Consider the following 23,144-nt stretch of genomic DNA (forward strand, 5'->3'; position numbering starts at 1 on the left):
CGTTATAGGTGGCGTGTTAAGCGGGGTTATTGCTGGTGAATCAATACGCTTTCTTGCCATTGACGTGGCAGACGACGTGCTGATTTTTCCCATGCTGAGAAGTCAGATACTGGGTGCACATTGCTGTATTCTTCGTTCGAGATCAGCTTGTCTTGTACTGATTGAGGTAGCGTAACGCTGCTACGGATTGGGCGCGCGTAACCTTCTGCTAGGTTGATTTGGCCTTGGTCGCTGAAGATGTATTCACGAGCCAACTTCGCCGCGTTCGGGTTTTGTGCGTATTTATTAATGATGGTGGTGTAACCAGAAATCACTGAGCCATCTTGTGGAATGCTGACGGTAAAGCGCTCACGGTCAATCTTGTCGCGGTAGTTCAGTGCGTTGAAGTCCCACATGATTGCCACTTCCACTTCGCCTTTTTCAAGATTCGCGATGCTTGGGTCGGTGTAAGACAGACGGCCTTGCTTCGCTAATTCACCAAAGAATTTAATCGCTGGTTTCAGGTTCGACTCGTCACCGCCATTAGCAAATGCTGCCGCTAAAATCGCGTTGTTTGCTTGCGCGGCTACGCCGACATCGCCCACTGTGACTTTGTAGTCGCCTTCTAGTAGGTCACTCCAAGTTTTCGGCGCATCTTCAACAAGGTTGTTGTTTGAAATGAACGAGATAGTACCTGTGTAAGCCAGAGCCCAGTGACCATCTTTGTCTTTTGCCCAGTCTGGAATGTCATTCCAAGTGGTTGGTTTGTATGGCTGAGTGACGTTTTTCTTTACGGCCACACGTGCGAATGCGAAACCCACATCACCAATATCAGCGGTTGCGTTTTTCTTCTCTGCTTCAAATTTCGAGATCTCTTGCGCCGAGCTCATATCGGTATCCTGATGCTTCAAACCGTAGTTTGCTTTCAGGTCAGTCCATGTGCCTTTCCAGTTTGCCCAACTGTCTGGCATACCCACACTGTAAACTGCACCCTCTTTTTGAGCGGCTTCAATCAGTGACTCAAGATCAGCATCCTTCGCCATCGCTGGCATTGAAAGTGTTGCCGTAAGTCCTGTTACACCAATCAATTTAGCGGTTGTGCCTATCAATTTTGCAGGTGAACCGATTAATTTAGCTGGCGATACAGTTGAACGGCTAAGCAAAGTTTTCATTGTCTCTATCCTTCTGGACTAGGTCAGTAAGTTCGTTTTGTATGCTATAGCCGGAATGTGACGGTTTGCCGTAAGTTATTTGACAGTTCGAGTGCATTTACGTGGCAGTTATATTTCACTCATATGACAATAAGCCATTGTTTACTGTCACATTCCTGTTAACTCCATGGTTTACCTTATTAAGCACACGAACTTATGGACTAGATCAGTAATGAGAACATTGGGCACCGGGCAATCAGGGACACAGTTAGGAAGAATTAAGGCGAGTATTCGAGAGCAGCTTCAATCAGGTATCTTCATTGAAGGGCAAAAACTGCCATCAGAAAGAAACCTTAGCGAACTGTTTTCCACCACACGAATCACGCTCAAAGATGCGTTGGTGTCTCTGGAAACCGAAGGTTTGATATACAGAGAAGAGCGCCGTGGCTGGTATGTGTCACCCGAACGTGTTCGCTATAACCCATTATCACGTTCTCACTTTCATCAAATGATTCGTGAACAACACCGCATAGCAGAAACCAGACTGCTCAGCACCCGTACAGAGATGGCGACAGGCGATTACGCCAAAGCATTAGAGATAGAGCAGATAACGCCAATACACGTGATTGAGCGCTTGCGTTTTATTGATGGTAGAGCAGTGCTGTTTGTTGAAAATGTACTGAAAGCGCCCTTATTTGATGGTGTCTTGTCGGAAAACCTCACCATGTCACTAACAGGCATCTACCGAGAAAAATACGGCTACGAGACCCAACGCTCGCGTTTTGATGTAATTCCCACTTCAGCCCCAGCCTATGTCGCTAAGGCGCTAAATTTGGCTGAGGGTCAACCGGTGCTGAAGATCTGCCGTGTGAACTACAAACAGGACGGTGAACTAATGGATTGCGAGTTGGAATACTGGCGACCCGATTCTGTGGTGATTCATATTGATAGTATTGGTTAGCGTCACGTAACCATTTGCTTAGGCTTAGGCTTAGGAAAAAAATCGAGCACATACAAAAACTCCGACGGATTTAGTCGGAGTTTTTATTTTCAACGGTTACGTTTAATGAGGCACTAACTAAACAATCTTTTGCTCATCTTCTTCTTTGGTCGAATCGGTTTCTTTAGATAAAAAACTCGCAACGATCTCTCTCAGTTTCCCTTGGTTAACAGGCTTAGGTAAAAACTCATCCATGCCTACATCGAAGCACAAATGCTTGTCTCGCTGCACGACGTTGGCCGTCAGCGCAATGATTGGAATATGCTTTGCAGCCCCTTCTTCGAGCGCTCGGATCTGCTTGGTCGCTTCGAAGCCATCGAGAACCGGCATCTGACAATCCATAAAAATCATCTCGTATTCGTTGGCTTTGAATTTCTCGACACCAATTTCACCGTTGTCGGCAATATCAACCTCAAAGCCAAGCTTCTTGAGCATCATCTTGGCGACTTGTTGGTTTACTCGCGAGTCTTCAACAACTAAAACTGTACCACTAAATTCTCCGGCAACTGCGACAGGTTTTGACTCTGCTTGAATTGGAGCTTGTTTATCGGCTGGTGTGGCGTTTACAGAGACAATGGGAGCATCTTTAACAACCGCTGCAGGTTTACTTAACGGCACAGGTTCATTGTCTTTAAACGCAACCTCTCCTCTGTTCGGATAGGTAAAGACTGAAGTATCAGCCGCTCTCGCGAGTACCTCACTGATGGTCCATTTAAGCTGATTATCTTGGTAAGGACGCGCAATGTAGGCAACAAAACCGACTTGTTTAGCACGAGCTTCATCTTGCTTTCTAGGGTCAGCAGAGATCATCACTAACTTGGGACACTCGCTACCAAAGCGTTCAACTAAGCTTCTCGCCAGTTGAAAGCCATCAACGGACGGCATTACTTTGTCTATCAGAACGAGATCATAAGGTGATGACTGAGCCACAGACTCTGAAACCAACTCTAACGCTTGGTTTGCCGTTTCACAGCACTCAGACTTAACGCCAAAGGATTGAAGCTGTGTAGACGTTATACGCATGTTCAGCTGGCTATCATCCACAAGCAGAACCGAAACCTTATTGAAATCGATATTGCTTTCATCGGCTTCTAAACACGGGTCAAAGTCAGCCGTAAAATAGAAGGTACTGCCTTTACCTTCAACACTGGTGAGTTCAAGCTTGCTGCCCATCAATGTCACTATCTTCTCGCATATTGTTAGACCAAGCCCTGTGCCTCCATAAATACGTGTGGTACTGCCGTCGGCTTGTTGAAACTTATCGAACACCGATTTCTGTTTGTCTTCTGCAATACCGATACCGCTGTCGACAACCTCGAACCTCACTCTGAGTTTTTGCTCAGGCTCAACCACCTCTTCCAAACGAAGCGAGAGCGTGACGTGGCCATGCTCGGTAAATTTAATCGCGTTACCTACTAAGTTATTTAGGACTTGTCTTAGTTGTGTACCGTCGCCAATCACCATGGTTGGGATCTTAGGGTCGATCGCTAATTGGAATCGAAGCCCTTTCTGTTCGGCTTTCACTCGAAAGGTTGATTCAACGTCGGCCGCAATGCCCATCATTTTCATCGGCTCTTGCTGAAGCTCTAGTCGCCCCGCTTCGATCTTCGAGTAATCGAGAATGTCGTTGATTAAGTCGAGCAACGTAAGCGAAGAGGTGTTGAGCATGTTGATGTACTCTTTTTGCTCTTTCGGCATATCCATTTCAGAGAGCAAAGACGACAACCCGATAATCCCATTCATTGGTGTACGGATTTCGTGACTCATATTGGCAAGAAATTCACTTTTATTGCGGTTGGCCACCTCAGCAACGTCTTTGGCTTTTTCCAGCTCTTGATATTGTTGACGAATACGTTCTACCGATCGGTTATAGCTACTCTCTAGAGTCGATATCTCATCTTTGTAAGTAGAGTGAGTTGGCGTTATAAAGCGCGGTTTGTTGTCTTCGACCTGTTGTTGGTTGATTTGGGAAGACATAGTCATCAAACGTTTTACGACAAGACGATAGACGATGGTTAAACATACGAGAGACAACAAGAAGATTTTAACGGCTTCGAAGGCGAGCCACAATAACACTCGTTCTTCAAAGTCATCTAGGATCATGCTCAAGTCTGATTGAACCGTGAGCGTCGCCAACGGGAAGTCTGTGCCGCCCATCTGGTGCACCATTTCCCAAGACTGAGAATAAGATTGGCCTTCGGTCTTTTGACCTAACTCTAGAATTTTTTCATCGGGACTTTCGATAAGAAGGTAACTGACCGAAGGGAGGCGAGAGATGCCTTCGGCTTGCACAAACAATTGCTCTCGATCTTCAACCCACAAACTGGCCGTTAAACCAGAAAGGTAGCCAGCCTTGACCTGCTCGATCTGAGAGCTGATAAAAGAAACTCGACTTTGGTACTCTACATACAACCCGAGACCTGTCACTATAACTGTGAATAAGGTACTGATCGCTATTATCATCCCGATCAACTGTCGGGAGAGTCCAACGTAGCGTTTTCCTTTTGTCAACATACACAAATTACCATTATTGTTATCCTAGCAAACTACAATTACTCAACTAGTATAATAGTAGTCATTCATCAAATAACTAGGGAAGGTTATGAAAAAACATCTTATCGTTGCATCCATAGTCAGTTTGTTTTCAAGCAGTTATGCTTCTGCAAACGAACCTCTTCACTACTACATTATTGCGAGCCAAGCGCAACCTTTTCAAATCGAAACTGACGGGTCATCTCACAGAGGAATTGTTTCAGATATTGTGGAAGCCGTGTTTGATGACAGCCAATATGAGATCAACTACCACACCTACCCTTTTAATCGAATGATCGACAAGCTCGATGCGAGAGAGAATCCAAACTGGGTTACCTATGGCAGCCCTAGTTGGGGGAATATTCAATCTGCGAACCTATCTGAAGACCCGATTTACAATGTAAAACACGTATTACTCAGCAGCGGTAAAAAGCCATTTGAGTTCAATACAATCGATGATCTCGATGGGAAAGCCGTAGTATTGCTGAAAGGATTTGAGTATCCGAACTTGGAACCTTATATCCAACAGGGCAAGCTCAACGAGATTCGAGTAAAAGATTACACTGCTGCGTTTCGTGTCCTGAACCGAGCACCTGGCGACACCGTGTTTGTGGAAATGGAATCACGAATCAAATACAACCTAAACGAACAAAAACTGAGTATTGATGATTACCAGATGCAAGAGTTTGGTTCTGTCATCAATAACTACCCTATCCATTTGGCGTTTGACCCTGAGATGGATCCTAAACTGCAAAGCTTCATCAACCAACGCCTAGACCAAATGAAAGACGATGGACAGCTTGACGACATCGTACAGAGTTACTTATAGCACCAGCGTAACGTAGAACTTATCAACGGATAGCTTAGTCACGTACGTTAACTCTCGTTGATGCCTGACTCTCTAAAACCGAAAAGGCCGCCCTGCTTCATACTAGATAGCAGGGCGGCCTTTTAAATGCGTCTAAGGAGTAATGATAAGCATGCCGCTATCTGAATCGACGAATCAGTGCGAAGCAATTAAATGCAGTTGCTGAGTGCGAAGCTGGTGACGCACTGCCATCAGAATCTTACCCAAATGGTTCTCGCCGGTTCCATCGCCGCCATCGCCCCAGAAGTGGTCTTTGTGCGAATGTTCTTTGATCACCGAATCTCCGGTATTGGTAAGAAACAGCGCAAACTGTGGATTCTGTCTGAACTTCTCCGTCACAATAAACTGCATCACTTCAACACGAATGTCATACCAATCTTCGCGAACTTGGTCTTCGTAGTCACGACTTAAAGAGAACGCTTCAGCAGGTGTACTGGCTTCCAAAATGGTATTACGTAGCGCTTCGGAGGCAAACTTCATCGCTTGATAATAATGTTCGCTGGTTGCCCAAATTTGATCATCAACCTTGATGGGGCAAGCTGCAAAATTTGACAGGTATCCGTTTGGATCTTCAGGTTCATAAAATAGCACTTCTTTGGCTTGAGCCACAGAATTAGACATAGCCTTCTCCTTACCAACGACATCACATATTTTTGCTTTAACTTTAAAATTAGTGGCGTTGCATATTGCTGTCAAACAACTTGATTAAAGAGTATGCCATGGGCGTGTTTTTCATCTGAAAAGCGTAATATCAAAAGGGTTAGGCTAAACAGAACAGTGAGCCAAAGAATCAAGGAGTTGATTAAATCTGGATAGGAAACATGAAAAAACACTTATAAATCAAAGGGTGGCATGGTGCCACCCTTCTAAATGCAATGGGGATTATCAGTGAATAAGACCTAGCTCCCTCGCTTCTTCCAGACTCAAACCGCTTTCTCTAATTTCTCTTAGAGTCTCGATACGACGACGAGCTTCAGCAGACTTCATTTTCTTTTCTGGTTTGAAAGATACTTCTTCTTCAGCATCCCACTTGTTTGCAATATTTGTCATTTCATCATGGTTGATAGAATTAATGGACATGTTTTCCTCCGAAAAGCACCATGTAATGGACAGGTAATCTGTAGCAAATGCTTTTTCGCTTGTTAAGAAATTCTGTACTGAAGTGTGATGATTCCGACGCTTCACAAAGCTAATTAATAAATGCCTCATTTAAACTTTGCCAAAGCCATTTTCTGCAATTACATTTAAAAGATTCCCCATAAGAAACGTGGTTTGATCCAACTCTCATTTTCCCCTCTTTCAATGCAATCAAATCCGTTAGCTTTCACATAGGCTAAGGCGAGATTTTCGGCTTAGCCGGAGAATCTGGCTGCGGGAAAAGCACCTGCGCACGATTGATGACCAAGGTTTACCCTGCGACAGAGGGAGAGGTACTGTTCAAAGGCAGAGACATCTCTACTCTGAAAAGCCGTAAAGATATCTTGGATTATCGCAGTCGTGTGCAAATGGTTTTTCAAGACCCCTTTGGTTCACTCAATCCCACTCACACTATTGATCACCATTTAACGCGCCCACTTAAGATCCATAAACAGGTAGCCACTAAACAGGCTCTCACAGAGCGCCTCAAAGAGTTATTAACGCTGGTGGAGTTACCCATCGAAACGCTAGCCAAATACCCGCACGAGCTCAGTGGGGGCCAAAGACAGAGGGTTAACCTAGCCAGAGCACTGGCCGTTGGCGCTGAGGTTATTCTTGCTGACGAACCCACCTCGATGTTGGACGTTTCGATTCGACTTGGCGTGTTGAACTTGATGCAAAAAATGAAGAAAGAGTTAGGCATAGGCTTTTTGTACATAACCCACGACCTTGCCACGGCACATTACATCGCTGAAGAGACGGCGGTGATGTACAAAGGGCAGATCGTCGAGTGGGGATCAACCCAGTCGATCTTGACCAATCCACAACACCCGTACACTAAGTTGTTGATCTCTGCGGTACCAGATCCCGATCTGCCATTTGGCGAACTCGTCAAAAATGAGCCAAACTATTCAATAGACGCTGATCGTATTCGAGAGCAGAGCAGTGAAATACAGCATGAAATCAAACAAGTTTCTGATAATCACTTTGTAAAACAGTGGGATAACGTTGCATGAATGAACTAGACACTTGGTTAGAGCGGATCGGAGATTGGTACAAAGACCGAAAGCATGATCAAGTGGACCGGTTAGAACCTTTGATCTTAACGCCTCCAGATGCGCTCTGGGGGCCATTGATCACGGATGAGCAGAGCAAAGGCATCGCATGTTGGCTAGACGGATGCCTGAGAATCTTTACTTTCTATCGCCACCTCGCGGATTCATCGAATCCGGACTTGGCTTCGCAGGAGGCCAACAGCTCAAGCCATCAAGATAAAGCCTACCAATACCTAATGTTTGCCTACAGTAAGCTGCAAGCGGTGTCATGTGACCCAAAATCAGAAGCAGGATTGCAAGAGTGGTGTACACAGCGGCTACAACACTTGTGTGTATTGGCTTTGGAGTTTACGAACCAACAGCAAGAACCACGTTGGAAAGCAGAGTCTGAAAAATTGATCGAGTCGCATGTACGCTTTATGGCAACCCATCCCCGAAACGATGATCAAGGAATTATTCAACGCCATCTCCACTGATCAAGCCCTTCTCGATCAAGCATCAAATCAGAATCTCACCAGAGCTAGATCCGTAGAAAGCATGATCGAGCCTTGATCATGCTTCGGCGTTTAACTCTGTAAGCTATTGAATTTTAATGATTGACTGAATTTTAGGCAAAAAAAAGCGAGTCCCTTGGGAACTCGCAAAAATCTATTCAGTATGATGTAACAAAATATGAGCCAATCTATTAATCACAAGAAAGGACAAAGGTTGTCTATTCGGGATAAATAATAATCAACTAGATGCGCTACTTTGTCATCACTTTGTCAGCGTTAGGTGCGATTTTAATCAGCACCTAATGTGTTCAAAACTATCCATTCAGCGACGGTAAAACAGGCTTATCGCGATAGGATAATGACTAGTGGCCAATCGCCATTTCATCGAGCGCAAGGAACACGTTTTCGTCTAAATGACCTTCATGAACTTGTTTACACACTTTACGACGCACCGCTAAACCAGAGATCAAACGTTCAATGGACAGATGTCGATTGCTGGTGCTATCTCGGTCGTTATATAGCTCAATCAAGCGACTCAGTGTTTCGTATGGGATAACGTCCTCCCCTACTCTCAACCAATCAAGCTTCTCAATGAGCTCTGAGCACTCTTCTTTGATTGAGGCATGTGAGTGCCCTGTCATAGCAGATAAAGCCGTTATGCTGCGTTCTAGAGCCTCTGCAGAGGTATATTTAGAGAGAGTAATCATGATCTCGTCAGCGTTGATCTCAACAGAGTGTTTACGCTGCTTAACTCGACGTCCCAATTTACCTCTTGGCGACGGTGCTTTACGCTGAATTGGCTCAAACTCACCGTCGATAATCTCAGACAGCTCTTCCAGTTTCTGCTTAGACACCATTTCGTTACGAAGTGGGTTCGGCAGCGTTGGTGCCATATTACGCTTACCCGCGTTAGTGGTACGCGCTCTTGAGTAACGTAAGACCTCTTCCACATTACATTTGATATCTACCTGATAATCGGTCGTTTTCCCTTTTTCGATCAACGCGGTGATCGTCAAGTGATAACCCCAAAGATTAACCAGGAAGGTATCTTCTTGATCCCCGACTTCACCCAGCTTTCTGAGCTCGCGGATCAGATCCATCGAGAAACGACGCCAATCGATGTTACGCGCCAATTTCTGGTTGAGCTCACTGAGCAACATACTATCTGAATGGCGACGTGCCATGCGGCTTCTAAAGTACGAATACACTTGGAAAACCAAGGTATGTTGCTTCAGGATTTCTGGCGGAAATAGGAAGAAATAGTCACGCGTCAGCAGCTCTTCGTAGAACGAAGGCTCCCAAACCAGGATGTATAGGTTCGGTTTAATGCGAATTTCGCCGTCAGAGCCTTCTGTAGGCGCTTCTTCCGATGCGGTAATGGTTCTAGCTAAGAATCGGAAACGATCACTCTTAAAGCCTTCTGGCATGTTCTCACTAAGCCAACGGCCTGTAAGCTCGTGCAGTTGGAAATCCGTGAATTCGATACGATCAATACTGTCGCGGATAGAATCACGTGCAGGGCCGCTGTCTTTCTTGCCACGTAAAGACAAAATATCAGTGATGTAGAGTGGTGTTTTGTTTGGCGTGTGTTTCGCGTCTAGATGGTAATCATCTTGGTGATGATCATGATATTGAACGGTGAGAGTGAATAACGCGAATAGCGTCATCAGATCGTCAACGGTCATGATATTTTTAGAAGATCGTGTCTCGATCACAGCGCGAGTGCCAGAGATCGAAACCATGGATTTCTGGTAGCTCTTACGAGTTCTAGGTGGCGCTAACGCTTGATCAATAATCCCCGCCCAATTGGTTGGCGAAACAATGAATTGATCCGCTTCATCTTTCATCGTTGGTGGGGTATTCAACCCATGTTCATTCAGTAAGCGCTTGTTTACTTTGGTTTGAGCTAGGGCTTTAGAGCGCTTTTGCTTTTCATTTTGCTTCACGCTTTCTGTCACTAAGCTGGTGGCACCCAGCACCGATATCAATTGGTTTGGGTTCACAAAGCGATGCAACATGGTTTTACCAGCAAGGCCCTCTTCAAAGCGAACGGGGATTTGTTTGAACAATCCGATATTAACTGCAGCTCTCAGCCTTTGCTGTAAGGCTGCGCGAGTGACTTGACCATCGGTTGATTCAATAATCTCAGTGGTGGAAACGTACCCGTCTTTACTGCTAAACCCACGAAGTGAAATTAGGTTAAGAAGCTCAACTATGCTTTTGGTGACACCTTTGAAGTGTTGATATTGTTCTATCCATTCAACGGCTGTTTCAGATACCTCAAATAAATGACCATCTTTGTGGCTTCGTGCCTTAATTAACAATTTCTCTTCTGGTTTCATTTTTGATCCGTATCACACTAACCGTAATTTCACTATAGTTCCTGAATGATAAAGAAAGAATGATCATAAATAAAGAGAATTTATTGGCTTTTAAATAACTGATCTTTTTGATTAATATGATCTTAAATGATTAAGTGATCTAATGATCTGGACGTAACTTTGCTTATAAGTGGCTGAATTTAAAGCATTAAAATAAATCGCCTTGGAAAGCATGATCATAAAGGTTCCGAAACTATGATCATTAAACTTAAGAAAGCATGATCACAGAACATCAGAACGATGATCATTAAGTCATTGTAAGCATGATCATTATTGGTTCGAAAGCATGATCATTATACTTATACAGCTTATCCACAGATCGGAATTCAACATCGGTTTCTAAGTCGCTTTTGACTTGTCTAAGTGGACACTTGTGGTGGCCAATCTATCGGAACAATGATCAAGAGAGCATACTTTTTTATCGTTCCTACCCTATTGAGTGCAAAATTTAGTCTGTATCCGCTGGAAATGGATTGCTTTGATGTATTTAGAGCGGGTGGGTCTTAACTAGGAAGCATGATCATGAAATTGTCATGTTTGTGTATTCTTGGTCTGTGTCGATTGAATTTTCAATCATTGAGCCCTTATAGGCGTTGAATCCCCATTCCAAAAGCATTTGTCCGTAACTTAGTTCATAAATTACATGCTTCCGGAACTATGTTTACTTGATCATTTTTCCGGAGGTTGATCATTTTCAATGTGCAGTTGCTCGGATCAATATTGCTCAGTTTACGCCTTGATCATGCTTCATAATTTGGCGTTATCAATTATCTTACACTGGATGTGCTCCATGATCATTCTTCCGGTTAGGTTCCAATCCTCTGTTGTTTTTTGACACCCCATCTTCTCTTCTGTTTTGAATTTTTTGGTCATTGAGTGTTTTTTAATTTTTATTGGATTGAAAATCTATAAATTCGAATGCAAATCACACCAACCGTAATCTACGGTTGTATTTCAATCGTTCCGAAGGTTTTTCGTTGAAATTCCATTTACATTGTAAATAAGTGATACTGTAACATTTAAGATGTAGGCTAGAAATAGCATGGTTATACATGATAGAAACAGTCATTTTTGTGTTTGTCTAAGGCGATGTTTCATCAAATTGTAAAAACGCGGTCTATTTTATGTGATTTTACTCATAAATGTATGTTCATGTTTTTGTTGTGTTTGTTGTTAATCGCTGTACAATTTGTACTTAGTTAATCATTACGGAAACTGGCAATGAAAAGAGAACAAACGATTGATAAGCTCTATCAGCTAGCCGAACAAACTCAACAAGTTCAGGCTGACCGAATTGAGATTATTTTGGAAGAGCGAAGTGATGAACATTTCCCTCCAATGTCTAAAGCTATGATGGAGACTCGTTCTGGTTTAACGCGTCGTAAGCTCGATGAAGCGATCACTAAACTTGAAGCTGATGGCCATCAGTTCACAAAGAACAACGCTAATCATTACTCGATTTCATTGACAGAAGCTCACATGTTGATGGACGCGGCAGAAGTGCCGAAGTTCCATGAACGTAAGCAGCACGCTGACAATAAGCCATGGATTATCAACGTACAAAACCAGAAGGGTGGTACGGGTAAATCAATGACAGCAGTTCACTTAGCCGCTTGTTTGTCTCTGAATTTGGATAAGCGCTACCGTATCTGTCTGATTGACTTGGACCCACAGGGCTCTTTGCGTCTGTTCCTAAATCCACAAATTAGTGGGGCAGAGCACGACAGCATCTATTCTGCCGTCGATATCATGTTGGACAATGTGCCTGAAGGCCAAGATGTCGATCTAGAGTTTCTTCGTAAGAACGTACTATTGCCAACTCAGTATCCAAACCTGAAGACAATTTCTGCTTTCCCAGAAGATGCGATGTTTAACGCTGAAGCGTGGCAAAGCCTTTCACAAGATCAGTCACTTGATATTGTTCGTCTGTTAAAAGAGAAGCTTATCGACAAAATCGCCGATGATTTCGATGTGATTATGATTGATACCGGCCCGCACGTTGACCCTCTAGTATGGAATGCAATGTACGCGTCGAACGCACTTCTGATTCCATGTGCAGCTAAGCGTTTGGATTGGGCTTCAACGGTTAACTTCTTCCAGCACTTACCAACGGTTTACGAAATGTTCCCGGATGACTGGAAAGGGCTCGAATTTGTTCGTCTAATGCCAACCATGTTTGAAGACGACAACAAGAAACAGGTGTCAGTTCTGACTGAAATGAACTACCTGTTGAATGACCAAGTAATGATGGCAACCATTCCAAGAAGCCGTGCTTTTGAAACCTGTGCCGACACTTACAGCACGGTTTTCGATCTAACGGTGAGCGACTTTGAGGGCGGTAAGAAAACTCTAGCTGTTGCTCAAGACGCAGTACAAAAAAGTGCTCTAGAATTAGAGCGCGTATTACATAGCAACTGGCCTTCACTTAATCAGGGATAACAACAATGGCAATTAAAACATCTGACTTAAATGCAAAGCTATTTGGTAAAGCAAACAAACGTCGCGTAGCAACACCACAAGAAGCGCAAACAGCGGCAAAAGAGCAGGCTCAAGTGATTGAGCTTTCTGTTGCTGGCGAAGATTTGGTTTCATTTGAATTGGTTCGAATTCCTGCGGCTGAAGTGGCTACTCGAACGGTTGTTTTTGAAGAGAACGCTCGTGAGCAATCTTTCTTAAACGAGCACGCGCTTTCTGATGTTCTTACAACATTGAAAGAACGTGGTCAGCAATACCCAGCGGTTGGTCGTAAGAACAAAGACGGTAAGATTGAAGTTCTTGATGGTAGCCGTCGTCGTATGTCATGTATTTTGGCTGACAAAGAGTTCCTAATCTATGTTGCTGAAAACATTAACGGCGAACACGCTAAGTTCCTATCAGACGTAGCTAACGCTCATAAACCGCTTTCTCTTTACGAGAAGGGCAAAGAGATGCAAGCGAAGCTGGACAAAGGCGAAGCTGAAGACCAGAAAGCACTGGCAAAAATGTTCCAGTGCAGTGAAGCTTTGGTGAGTGGTGCATTGAAAGCAGCCGCTTTGCCACTTGAATTGCTACAAGCTTACCCAAATGTGAGCGACCTTGGTCGTCCAACTATTGTTAAACTGCACAAGCAGTTTGGTGGATTGACGAGTGAACAGCAGCAAACACTGCTGACTAAGTGTGATGCTTCTGAAGGTTTTGTATGGCAGCGTAGCGAAGCTCAAGGCGTAACTCGTCTAACCAAAGACGTGACCGAAACATTGGAAGGTTGGATTCTTGAATTGGCGCCAGCGCCAGCGAAGAAAGCTTCTCCAAAAGTTGAGCTTATTAAGGGCCGCGTATCATACAGCCGCAAGGGTTCAAACTTGGCGTTGAACCTTAAGAAAGTTGATGACGCAACAATGGAAGAAATCCTCGCCTTCGTACAATCGAAGCTCGACTAAGTCGACGACTTTTCATTACTCCTCTAAAGCCGCTTTATGCGGCTTTTTATTTGGCTGTGATAAACTGTGTTTAGATGAATCTGGACGCTAACTATGACAAACCCAACCAACACTTTTCTACATACACTTTCTAATATTGCTCAGCATAACGATCACCGTTACGGCGTGGTCTTTGATGGCGATTTTGATTGGCAAAACTCTGCTGTTTTTACCTTCCTTCAAGATTCAAACACTCCGAGCATCTTCCAGGTTGGCGGTACGCCATTTGAAGGTGTGATTCATGCTCCAGTAAAAAAAGGCCAACAACTGCTTGGTCGTGAGTGCCAAGTTCTTGTTTGTGATTTTAGAGAGCAGTTCGATGCGAATGGTTTTAGTGCCGCGTTGGGTTCGTTAGTTGGTGGTGGGTTGTTGTTGGTGTTGCCGCCAAAAGTTAATGCCTCTGAAGATAGTGAAAGCTTTGGCCAACGTTGGTTAAAACGTCATTTTGAAAAAATGATTTCTGTTTCACAACACAATGAAGTCGGCGATGTAGTTCAAGCAACTCACGCTCTTCCTCAGATGCAAAGCGCCCAAAACGGATTGGATAAATTTGAACAGCAAAACACGGCTGTTGAATTAGTCAAAAAAGTGGTGTCTGGACATCGTAAACGTCCTTTGATTCTCACTGCGGATAGAGGGCGTGGTAAAAGCTCGACATTGGGTATTGCCGCAGCGCAGCTGTTAGTTGAGCGTCACGGTTTTAATATTATTGTTACTGCACCTTCAGTGAAAGCGGTAGAGCCGGTATTTTCTCATGCTGGCCAAGGGTTGGAATCTTGCGAAGTGGTAAACGCTACTCACATTCGTCATCAAGGTGGCAGTTTAAGATTCGTCGCAACAGATGAATTACTTAAATCTAAGCCTGATTGCGATCTGTTATTGGTTGACGAAGCAGCTGCAATTCCAATTCCGATGCTTAAATCCATGGTCGACATCTATCACCGTATGGTCTTTTCAACCACGGTACATGGTTACGAAGGCAGTGGGCGAGGGTTCGGTATTAAGTTTGAGTCTTGGCTTTCTGAGCATCGTCCGGGGTGGAAAGGCTTTAAGCTCGAACAACCGATTCGTTGGAATAACAAAGATCCGCTAGAGGATTGGTTGTTTGATTGCTTTCTACTTGGTAATGACGCATCAGTCACTGAATCGGCGGTTGATGAACTCGATGGCTTTTCTGCTGACGCAATCAAAAAATTAAACTTAGTCGAGTTATCAAAAGCAGAATGCTTGGCTAATCCTGAGCAGCTACAACAATGTTTTTCTCTTCTTGTGGATGCGCACTATCAGACCTCGCCTAATGACTTAATGCAGTTTCTCAACAATCCAGCAATCCGTTTATACGCCGCTTGGCAGCAAGGTGAATGTTTAGGTTGTATGTTGGTGACGGAAGAGGGTGGTTTGGACAGCGAGTTGATTACTCAAATTCAACTTGGAAAACGCAGGCCTCAAGGTCACCTTGCTCCAGTATTACTGGCAAACCAACTTGGCTGTACTCATGCGGCGAGCAGTCGTTGCCTTCGAGTGATGCGCATTGCTGTTTCAGCGCGTCATCAAGGTTTGGGTATTGGCCGTTGGATGTTGGCTCAGTTATCACAGCAAACCAGCCAAGCAGATTATCTGGCGACAAGCTTTGGCGCGACCAGCGAATTGATTTCTTTTTGGCGGCGTAGTGAATTTGAAGCTGTGCACATCGGCCACCAGCGAGATCAGGCAAGTGGCTGTCACTCGGTTCTGATGGTTAAGGCGCTTAACTCAAACTCTCAAGGCTGGATAAACCAAGTTCAAAATCATTTCGAGCGTAGCTACTGTTTTCTTGTTTCAGGTTCTTTGGTTTCACTTGAAACCGATATGGTGCGAGATCTGCTGCCAAAGAGTGTCCAAACCGTTAGCGAGTTTGAAACTCAGTTAGTTAGAAATTACGTGAACGGTGGCAACAGTTATGATGCGATCAGCTTCAGCGTACTGAACTTGATTCTACTCAGTAACGATCGAAACGTAGGTATTTCTGACTTACTCATCGCAAAGGTTGTTCAGCAGAAAGAGTGGGAGGCTTGTGTCGAACAGTTTAATCTGGTTGGTCGTAAACAAGCAGAGATTCAGTTTCGTAAAGATGTCGATGCTCTGTTAGCAAATTTACAGTGTAAATAGGCTAGCCATCATTTAAATAGACTGACCGCTACAAATTAGATTTACAGTGTAAATTAGAATCTTGGATTTACACTGTAAACTGAAGCTCCATATTGAAATCCGTTTTTACCCTGACTATCTGTTACATCACTTCTGTTTCATCTCTCCATGACAGCCTTTAATCTTCTAAAGCTATTCGCCTTTACTATCTTGCACCAATATCGAATCGACATTCAATCACACGAAATATTCTGAAAAAATCTTCCTATGTATTTGTAAAGGCGAAGCAGATCATAAAATGTGTAAGTCTTATTTATGAGTCATGTTTGCAGAATCGAAAGTAAGTGATGTGACGCTGATTATTCTAATAATGTGATACTCAGCGCAGAATGAATTATATAGACTGAATAACAACTGAGTCATTAGGGATACTCAATTCGAATGTGGGATAACATCGTTACATTGTCGGAAGATAAGCAACAAGTAATGGCATGTCTGCCAACCGGGGTTGTGGTTGACGCAAGCTTTGATAACAAGACGCTGCCACCAACCTTGGAAGCTTTGAATGCATCAAACTATTTTCTTTTCGAAGAAGAGGTGTTGCGTTTCGTTACTCTTGCTAAAGAAGGTAAGGGTGAAGCTTATGAAGGAATCTTGATTGCTGAAGTTCGAAATGCCACTGTTGCGGTCGAACTGTCTGATGATGAGATGTTGGCGAGTCTCGTGGTCACTGGTCCCTACAATGGACACCCACTGCGTGGTAGCGACATCATTCAGTGCTTATCTCTAGCTCAAATAACAAAAGGAATAAATAAGTTAGCGCTCAGAAAAGTTCTGATGATGAGTAGCAAACTTAAGCCCGGGGAAAAGTTTACTCAGCCCGTCGCTAAAGGGACACAACCAGTAAAAGGTAAGGATGCTAAGTTTGCCGCTTTGGTTGAAGATATTACTCGCCAAGTCTTGAAGCCTCGCAGCAAAGACGAAGGCAAGATTGATATGCGAGACTTGGGACAAACCATTACCGTTGGTCAAAATGATCACTTAATGAAACGTACCCCCGCTACCAAAGGTATCGCTGGCTTTACCGTTCAAGGCCGAATTATCCCACCGCTTCCTGGACAAGACAGTTTAATCAAGCCTGGAAAGGGCACCTACATCTCCCCTGAAGATCCCAATTTACTACTCGCCTCACACCCTGGATTGCCCATCATTAAAGATCGAACCATCGAAGTGGATGACGCCTTATGTGTCAGCAACGTCGATGTCTCAACTGGGCACGTTAAATTTAAAGGTAATGTGTTTGTCTCTGGCAACATCGAGCCGGGTATGATCGTCAAGGCGACCGGAAGTGTTACGGTTGGTGGCTTTATCGAATCGGCCGAAGTTCAAGCCCAGGGGGATATCAAAGTCGCGAAAGGCATTATCGGCCACACGACTAAAGAGAGTGAGCCAAAAAGTTGTAAAGTACTTAGCAAAGGTTCTATCACCGCAAGTTACGCACAGAATGCTGAGCTACAAACGGCCAATGACCTTCGACTTGGTGTGCACAGTATGAGTAATGACATTCGCTGTGGTAACAACCTTATCGTGATGGACAGTTTGAAAAAACACGGCACGCTCAGCGGTGGTGAAGCCAAAGTCGGCGGAAAGGTCGAATGTGTCTTCTTAGGCGTTGAGGGAGATACCGCCACCAAGGTACATGGTTTTGCGCGCTACGATGGCTACCGCCAAAAGATAGCCGAGCTGAAGGAAACTTATAAACATACGCAAGAGCAAACCATGGGTGTAATTCGCCAAGAGTTAGAATTTAAGAAGCGCCCGAAAGCCGAGAGAAGCGAAGAGCAAGCCCTAGAAATTGAGCAGCAACGTGAGAAGAATAACCTTGCAATAGAAAACACAAAGTCTCAGCTAGATACACTCGAAGCGGAGTTTGAAACCAACCTTGCTGAATGCACGGTAGAGGTACACGAAAAAGTGTATACCCGAGTGACGATTCAATTTGGTGATGAGACAGTCACAACCAAGCGAACTCACGGCGGAAGTGTTTTCTCATTCAACCAATACGAAATCCAATGTTCATTCAAGATGGAGCAAGAGGATATTGCTTTGTAGGCTTTGTGTTGAACATAAGTGATGCTTGGCTTAGGTGATGATACTGACAAATAGAAAAAGGGGAGCTGATGCTCCCCTTATGGTTTCTACTGATAATGATTTATTTAGATGGCTTGAGCGCTCTAACTTACGGCTCTAACTCGACCTTGTTTAAGGTCTGAAAGAACCTGTGCTTTAGGACCGTCGGCAATGATGCAGCCTTTCTCCATAACGATCACTCGATCGACAATGTCCAACATCGACGTTTTGTGTGTAATCAGAATCAACGTCTCGCTTGGTAGCAACTGGTTAAGCTGGTGTTTGATGTGCATCTCAGAACGGTTATCCATAGCACTGGTCGGCTCATCCATTAACAATACTGGCGGACGGCCTAGGAAGGCTCTAGCAATGGCAATTGACTGACGTTGACCACCAGACAGCAAGGCACCACCTTCACCCACTTGGCGTTCCAAACCTGCCGGATCTTGTTGAGTAAACGCGGTTACCCCTGCACGGTTTGCTGCATCCATCACGTCACGGTCATCTACTAAAGGGCGACCTAAAGTAATGTTGTCTCTTACCGAACCGTAGAACAAGTTACTGTCTTGCGGCACACAGCCTATATTGCGTCGTACGTCGACATGATGCAGTTGTTCCATATCGGTGTCATCAATGCGTACATGGCCCTCTGTGGGCTTGTAGAGGCCCATAATCAGACGTTCTAGTGTGGTTTTACCTGAACCGATACGTCCAATGATCGCCACTTTCTCACCGGGTTTAATATGCAGAGTTAAATCTCTGATAGAAGCCACGGGCGAATCAGGGTAGTGGAACGTCACTTTGTCGAGCGAGATATGACCTTGAATAATAGGGCGGTGGATGTAGCGCTTACCTTCTTCTTGTTCATCTGGCATCGACATGACTTGCTCAATCAGAGTCATTGATGACTTCGCTTGGTTGTAACGAGTCGAAAGCAAAGACAGTTGAACAAGCGGGCCAATCGCTCGGCCGCTCAACATGGTTGCAGCGATCAAGCCACCCATCGTAAGTTCACCTTCTGCAATTAGATACACGCCAAAGATGATCATACCAACGTTAGTACTTTGCTGAACAAAGCCGGCGGTGTTTTGGATGCTGTCAGTGATGCGTCGACTTTTGATATTCCAATTCGCCATGTGAGCAACGGCTTCTTCCCAACGGAATTGGAATTGGCTTTGCGCACTGAACAGCTTAACCGTCTCTAACCCTGCCAAACTCTCGATTAAGTTCGCGTACTTCTGCGAAGCAAGACGAGAGCCTTCCTCAATGGTACGGCGCAGTGGACCTTGGATTAGCAATGCATAGACGATCAAAATGACCACGCCAGCAACGGGAACAAACACAAGGTTTCCAGCCATTAACCAAATTAGCGCTAAGAACATCAGTGCGAAGGGGAGGTCGATTAACGAGCCAATGGTTGCAGAGGTAAAGAATTCACGAATGGATTCGAACTCTTGCAAGTTTTTAGCGAAAGCACCGACAGAAGCAGGCTTCGCTTCCATACGAATCCCCAGTACTTTACTGAAAAGTTTGGAGGAAATGAGAATATCGGATTTCTTACCGGCAACGTCAATGAAGTAGCTGCGCATCAATTTGAGCAGCAAATCGAATAGGAACACGACAAAGATACCACTCGCTAGCACCCACAAAGTTTCAAAGGCGAGGTTAGGGACTACTTTGTCGTACACCAAGCGGGTGAACATCGGCGCGGCAATTGCGAAGATGTTGATCAGAATGGAGGCGATCAACACATCTCGGTAGATGTTTTTAGATTCCCAAATCGTGCTCCAAAACCAATGCCCTTTACGTGTTTTTAGAACCTCTGGTGAACGTTCATCATAGCGGAACTGTTTCTTTACCAAGAAGTAGCGGCCGATGAATTGTTCTTTCAGCTCTTCGACAGGAATGATGATTGGCACCATTCCGCTTTCTGCAGTAATGATTTCCGCTTCTTGCTTCTCTAAATCAATGCTGTTGAGAACGCACGCCTCGCCTTGTTTAAGCAGTAAGACAGCAGGCAGTATCAGGTGAGGAATCTTTTCTAAGTCGGAACGGTTTTCTTTTGCCACCAATCCTGCTCGTTCAGCAGAACGAGGGAATAGGAAAGGGGTTAGCTTTCCGTCTGATAGTGGTAGCCCATTGATCAACGCTTCGGGCGAGTTAGCTAACCCGTAATACCGGCTAACGTAGATCAGTGAGTTCAATAGTGGATCTTGCATGTGATATAACCCTTACAACTATTTATCAACAATGAAGCCTTGGAACACTTCTACGTAGTTATCAGACAGGATATCTAGCTGAGTCTGAGTTTCTATTCGAGACGCGATGGTGGTGACGCCTAGGTTGTGAGCGGTTCTAGAGATCGACGTTAAGGTGAACTTCTGTTTTTCGTCATCAAGGTTATGTGTGAACAGATAATCTAGTTTCACATAACTTGGACGGTATTCGTTGATGTAATCCAGTGATTGGAAGTTACGCCCATAGTTATCGACACCAAACACCGCTTCAGCGTTGCGAATGGTGTTACACAAGAGTGCCGTGTAGTGCGGAACGTTGATGAAGCAGTTTTCTGGAATCTCAAAGTGCAATAGGTGAGCGATTGAAGCATTCTGTTCAAGCGTCTTACCGATCCAACGGATGAAGCTTGGTTGAGATATACTGCTTGGCGAGAGATTAATAGCGACTGGGCTGGTTACTTCTTTTGCATTGAGCTTTTCAACCATCTTCTCAATAACGTATTGGTCGAGAATGTGGCTCATTTCAAGCTGTTCTAGCGCGTATAGATACTGGTTAGCACCGTAACGCACGCCATCTTTTTCAATCGCAGAGAACACCTCTTGGTGATACGTTTTACCAAAGGCATTGTTTGCAGCCTGCAAACGGAAGGTAATGAGGTCGTTGATGATCGCTTCTTCAACCAACATACGCCATTGTTGTTTGCCCATCACTGCGCCGTGATCGTCTGCGGTTACGTAGCCGTAAGCAAGTTCTCGATTCGCCTTGGCACTTGAGAGTGCGTTATCCACCAGCGACATGATTTCAGTACTGGTTTTACGCTTGTTGCTGTAGGTCACACCAAGAGCAATATGTGGATTCGCAGTGCCTGTTGGGTCTGAACCTAGGCTCTGGATACAGTTTACGATGCTGCTCGCGACAAGTTTCAGTTCGCTCTCATCAATGTTTGGCATGATGAAACCAAATTCGTCACTAGAAATTCGGGCGATGGTGATATCTGGTGATGAGATTGAAGCCTGTAGCTGTTCAGCCAGTTGATGAACCAAGGCATCACCTTCTTGATAGCCCTTTTCATCGTACTCTTCACTAATAAACTCCGCTTTAAGTACCGCTAAACCACCTAAGCTCGACTCTTCTAACCATTGAGTTAACTGAGACATGTAGTAAGCACGGTTACCGAGCTGAGATACAGGGTCGATATACGCTCTTTCACGTAACTTCTGAGCTTCTTTCGCTTGGTTTTTAAATGCCAGTTCAACTTGAGTCGACATGTGGTTGATACCATCGACAACCAAGGTGAGATCTTTTGTCTTTGGACGAGCCAGAGGTTCGCCAAACTGATTCTTAGCGATCTGATCCATCTTCGTAATGATCAACGAGAGCGGGCGTAAAGCGCGCTTAAGGATCCAAGAAATAGATACCAAACCGAGCAAGAAGATCGTGCCAAAGATGCTCAGTAAGCGGATAAATGCTTGCCAAAGTTGATCGTAGGCAGGACCTGGATGACTTACGATCTCGACTTCGGCCAATTGCATCCAGCCACTGGTGATCACGCGGCGGTCATGAACAGGCTCGAACAGGTTTAGGTTGGTAAACCACTCCGGTACGCCGGTTGGCTTTACAGGGTATGAGCGGAGAATGTCTTCACCGCTGTCGAGAAATATCAATCGAACGACTGAGTAAGAACTGCCATCAAACAGGGCGTTGATAACAGACTCTACTGCCACCTTGTCCTTTTCTTCTAGGTAAGGGGCGAGAGCCAGTCCAACAGTATTAATGGTATTACTTACCTCAGAGCGTTGCTGCTCCTCTAAGTATCCACGGGTGGTATTGAATTCGATCATAAAAACTGACGTCATCAGCAGTATGAACACTGCAACCATCCCGACCACAAGCTGTTTATATAAAGTCATTGTACCTACTCATCGTAATTGATAATGGGTTTGTTTAATTTTAGAGAGCGCTCACGTGAACGTAAGTCGTTCCATAAGCTCAATCTTGAAGATTTCCCTGCTAACTTGCCGCTGCCTGCTGCCGACTTGATCAACCAAAGATTTTTACCGTTGAAACTGTAAATTGGTCGTAGATCTGGGCGTTTGGAACCGCGTTTAATTTCAGGGTTTAAGTTGTCCAAAATTAGTGGTTCTGCACTCGGTGTTGAGTAGTACGCCAACACCATGTGGAACTGGTTTAGCTCCAGTGCTTTTACGTACACTAATCGTAATTTCTTATCTGGGACGCCCAGTTCAAGCAAAGAGAAGTATTTTGCGATTGTGAAGTCTTCACAATCACCGGCGTTGCTGCCTAAAAATTCCAGTGGTGTTGCCCAGTAATCATTCTTTCCCCACAGTATGTTGTCATCGACAAAGTACATCTGGTTGAAGAACTGGTTCACCGACCTGAGCTTCTCTTTTTCACTTAATCCGTCGTATGACGTCATATTTGAGCGCCATGTTGCCACTCGCTTTCCGGCTCTATCGCCGTAGGTTTTGGTCACTGCATCTATCCACCGTTGGTCGCTCTTGTTGAGCGCCACAGAGGTGAAAGAGGTGAGGACCAGCAGCAATAGCGAAATCCGAGACTTCATAGCCTCTGCT

15 protein-coding genes and 1 pseudogene are annotated in these 23,144 nt (G+C 44.6%); 8 read left to right on the forward strand and 8 right to left on the reverse strand.

The genetic code is table 11. The features are described from left to right. Positions 1–26 precede the first annotated feature (26 nt). Positions 27–1,151 (reverse strand): ABC transporter substrate-binding protein, encoded by a 1,125-nt coding sequence (locus AB4138_RS09945; protein WP_372305851.1) that lies wholly within the window; start codon positions 1,149–1,151, stop codon positions 27–29. A gap of 211 nt (positions 1,152–1,362) precedes the next feature. On the opposite strand from AB4138_RS09945, the gene AB4138_RS09950 reads away from it, so the two are divergent. Then, positions 1,363–2,091 (forward strand): UTRA domain-containing protein, encoded by a 729-nt coding sequence (locus tag AB4138_RS09950; RefSeq protein ID WP_102428102.1) that lies wholly within the window; start codon positions 1,363–1,365, stop codon positions 2,089–2,091. A gap of 117 nt (positions 2,092–2,208) precedes the next feature. Here the strand turns inward: AB4138_RS09950 and AB4138_RS09955 are convergent, their stop codons facing one another. Next, a complete protein-coding gene (locus AB4138_RS09955) occupies positions 2,209–4,644 on the reverse strand; it encodes a response regulator (protein WP_372305854.1) in 2,436 nt (811 codons plus the stop codon). Between the two features lie 88 nt (positions 4,645–4,732). Between AB4138_RS09955 and AB4138_RS09960 the strand changes: the two genes are divergently transcribed. Then, positions 4,733–5,491, forward strand: a complete 759-nt coding sequence (locus tag AB4138_RS09960) for an ABC transporter substrate-binding protein (RefSeq protein ID WP_017061220.1) — start codon at positions 4,733–4,735, stop codon at positions 5,489–5,491. 174 nt (positions 5,492–5,665) lie between these two features. Here the strand turns inward: AB4138_RS09960 and AB4138_RS09965 are convergent, their stop codons facing one another. Continuing rightward, positions 5,666–6,226 carry an NADAR family protein gene (locus AB4138_RS09965; RefSeq protein WP_372305857.1) on the reverse strand — a complete coding sequence of 187 codons (561 nt, stop codon included), beginning with the start codon at positions 6,224–6,226 and terminating at the stop codon, positions 5,666–5,668. 189 nt (positions 6,227–6,415) lie between these two features. Then, the gene (locus AB4138_RS09970; protein WP_017061218.1) at positions 6,416–6,610 is read right to left on the reverse strand and encodes a hypothetical protein; all 195 of its coding nucleotides are present in this window, start codon (positions 6,608–6,610) and stop codon (positions 6,416–6,418) included. A 218-nt stretch (positions 6,611–6,828) separates the two neighbouring features. Here AB4138_RS09970 and AB4138_RS09975 point away from each other — a divergent pair. Beyond that, positions 6,829–7,683 (forward strand): annotated as a pseudogene (locus AB4138_RS09975) (ABC transporter ATP-binding protein); the annotation flags it as partial. Further along, the gene (locus tag AB4138_RS09980; protein ID WP_102320933.1) at positions 7,680–8,198 is read left to right on the forward strand and encodes a transcriptional regulator; all 519 of its coding nucleotides are present in this window, start codon (positions 7,680–7,682) and stop codon (positions 8,196–8,198) included. The pseudogene AB4138_RS09975 and the gene AB4138_RS09980, both read left to right, overlap by 4 nt. Before the next feature lie 380 nt (positions 8,199–8,578). On the opposite strand, the gene AB4138_RS09985 is transcribed toward AB4138_RS09980, so the two are convergent. Further along, positions 8,579–10,558 (reverse strand): replication initiator protein RctB domain-containing protein, encoded by a 1,980-nt coding sequence (locus tag AB4138_RS09985; RefSeq protein ID WP_017061215.1) that lies wholly within the window; start codon positions 10,556–10,558, stop codon positions 8,579–8,581. A gap of 1,260 nt (positions 10,559–11,818) precedes the next feature. On the opposite strand from AB4138_RS09985, the gene AB4138_RS09990 reads away from it, so the two are divergent. The 4 genes from AB4138_RS09990 (at position 11,819) to AB4138_RS10005 (ending at position 18,294) form a co-directional block, all read left to right on the forward strand. Beyond that, a complete protein-coding gene (locus AB4138_RS09990) occupies positions 11,819–13,036 on the forward strand; it encodes a ParA family protein (protein WP_017061213.1) in 1,218 nt (405 codons plus the stop codon). A 5-nt stretch (positions 13,037–13,041) separates the two neighbouring features. Continuing rightward, positions 13,042–14,016 (forward strand): ParB/RepB/Spo0J family partition protein, encoded by a 975-nt coding sequence (locus AB4138_RS09995; protein ID WP_017061212.1) that lies wholly within the window; start codon positions 13,042–13,044, stop codon positions 14,014–14,016. Positions 14,017–14,109: 93 nt separating this feature from the next. Beyond that, positions 14,110–16,203, forward strand: a complete 2,094-nt coding sequence (locus tag AB4138_RS10000; RefSeq protein ID WP_372305860.1) for a GNAT family N-acetyltransferase — start codon at positions 14,110–14,112, stop codon at positions 16,201–16,203. Between the two features lie 420 nt (positions 16,204–16,623). Further along, positions 16,624–18,294 carry a FapA family protein gene (locus tag AB4138_RS10005; protein ID WP_372305863.1) on the forward strand — a complete coding sequence of 557 codons (1,671 nt, stop codon included), beginning with the start codon at positions 16,624–16,626 and terminating at the stop codon, positions 18,292–18,294. Between the two features lie 122 nt (positions 18,295–18,416). Here AB4138_RS10005 and AB4138_RS10010 read toward each other — a convergent pair whose 3' ends face one another. The 3 genes from AB4138_RS10010 to AB4138_RS10020 are packed head-to-tail and all read right to left on the reverse strand — an operon-like array spanning position 18,417 to position 23,134. Continuing rightward, on the reverse strand, positions 18,417–20,531 hold the full coding sequence (locus AB4138_RS10010; protein ID WP_372123608.1) for a type I secretion system permease/ATPase: 2,115 nt from the start codon (positions 20,529–20,531) through the stop codon (positions 18,417–18,419). Positions 20,532–20,549: 18 nt separating this feature from the next. Further along, entirely contained in the window at positions 20,550–22,460 is a 1,911-nt protein-coding gene (locus tag AB4138_RS10015) for a LapD/MoxY N-terminal periplasmic domain-containing protein (RefSeq protein WP_017061208.1), read from the reverse strand. A gap of 5 nt (positions 22,461–22,465) precedes the next feature. Continuing rightward, positions 22,466–23,134, reverse strand: a complete 669-nt coding sequence (locus AB4138_RS10020) for a transglutaminase-like cysteine peptidase (RefSeq protein WP_019823329.1) — start codon at positions 23,132–23,134, stop codon at positions 22,466–22,468. Positions 23,135–23,144 lie beyond the last annotated feature (10 nt).

Origin of the sequence: Vibrio sp. 10N.286.52.C3, from assembly GCF_041468865.1 — a bacterium.
Taxonomy (GTDB): Bacteria; Pseudomonadota; Gammaproteobacteria; order Enterobacterales; family Vibrionaceae; genus Vibrio; species Vibrio crassostreae_C.

What these genes read in the sequence shown, in the direction of transcription:
- AB4138_RS09945 (WP_372305851.1), bottom strand. Translation starts at nt 1,151, where the DNA reads ATGAAAACTTTGCTTAGCCGTTCAACTGTATCGCCAGCTAAATTAATC.
- AB4138_RS09950 (WP_102428102.1), top strand. Translation starts at nt 1,363, where the DNA reads ATGAGAACATTGGGCACCGGGCAATCAGGGACACAGTTAGGAAGAATT.
- AB4138_RS09955 (WP_372305854.1), bottom strand. Translation starts at nt 4,644, where the DNA reads ATGTTGACAAAAGGAAAACGCTACGTTGGACTCTCCCGACAGTTGATC.
- AB4138_RS09960 (WP_017061220.1), top strand. Translation starts at nt 4,733, where the DNA reads ATGAAAAAACATCTTATCGTTGCATCCATAGTCAGTTTGTTTTCAAGC.
- AB4138_RS09970 (WP_017061218.1), bottom strand. Translation starts at nt 6,610, where the DNA reads ATGTCCATTAATTCTATCAACCATGATGAAATGACAAATATTGCAAAC.
- AB4138_RS09980 (WP_102320933.1), top strand. Translation starts at nt 7,680, where the DNA reads ATGAATGAACTAGACACTTGGTTAGAGCGGATCGGAGATTGGTACAAA.
- AB4138_RS09985 (WP_017061215.1), bottom strand. Translation starts at nt 10,558, where the DNA reads ATGAAACCAGAAGAGAAATTGTTAATTAAGGCACGAAGCCACAAAGAT.
- AB4138_RS09990 (WP_017061213.1), top strand. Translation starts at nt 11,819, where the DNA reads ATGAAAAGAGAACAAACGATTGATAAGCTCTATCAGCTAGCCGAACAA.
- AB4138_RS09995 (WP_017061212.1), top strand. Translation starts at nt 13,042, where the DNA reads ATGGCAATTAAAACATCTGACTTAAATGCAAAGCTATTTGGTAAAGCA.
- AB4138_RS10000 (WP_372305860.1), top strand. Translation starts at nt 14,110, where the DNA reads ATGACAAACCCAACCAACACTTTTCTACATACACTTTCTAATATTGCT.
- AB4138_RS10005 (WP_372305863.1), top strand. Translation starts at nt 16,624, where the DNA reads ATGTGGGATAACATCGTTACATTGTCGGAAGATAAGCAACAAGTAATG.
- AB4138_RS10010 (WP_372123608.1), bottom strand. Translation starts at nt 20,531, where the DNA reads ATGCAAGATCCACTATTGAACTCACTGATCTACGTTAGCCGGTATTAC.
- AB4138_RS10015 (WP_017061208.1), bottom strand. Translation starts at nt 22,460, where the DNA reads ATGACTTTATATAAACAGCTTGTGGTCGGGATGGTTGCAGTGTTCATA.
- AB4138_RS10020 (WP_019823329.1), bottom strand. Translation starts at nt 23,134, where the DNA reads ATGAAGTCTCGGATTTCGCTATTGCTGCTGGTCCTCACCTCTTTCACC.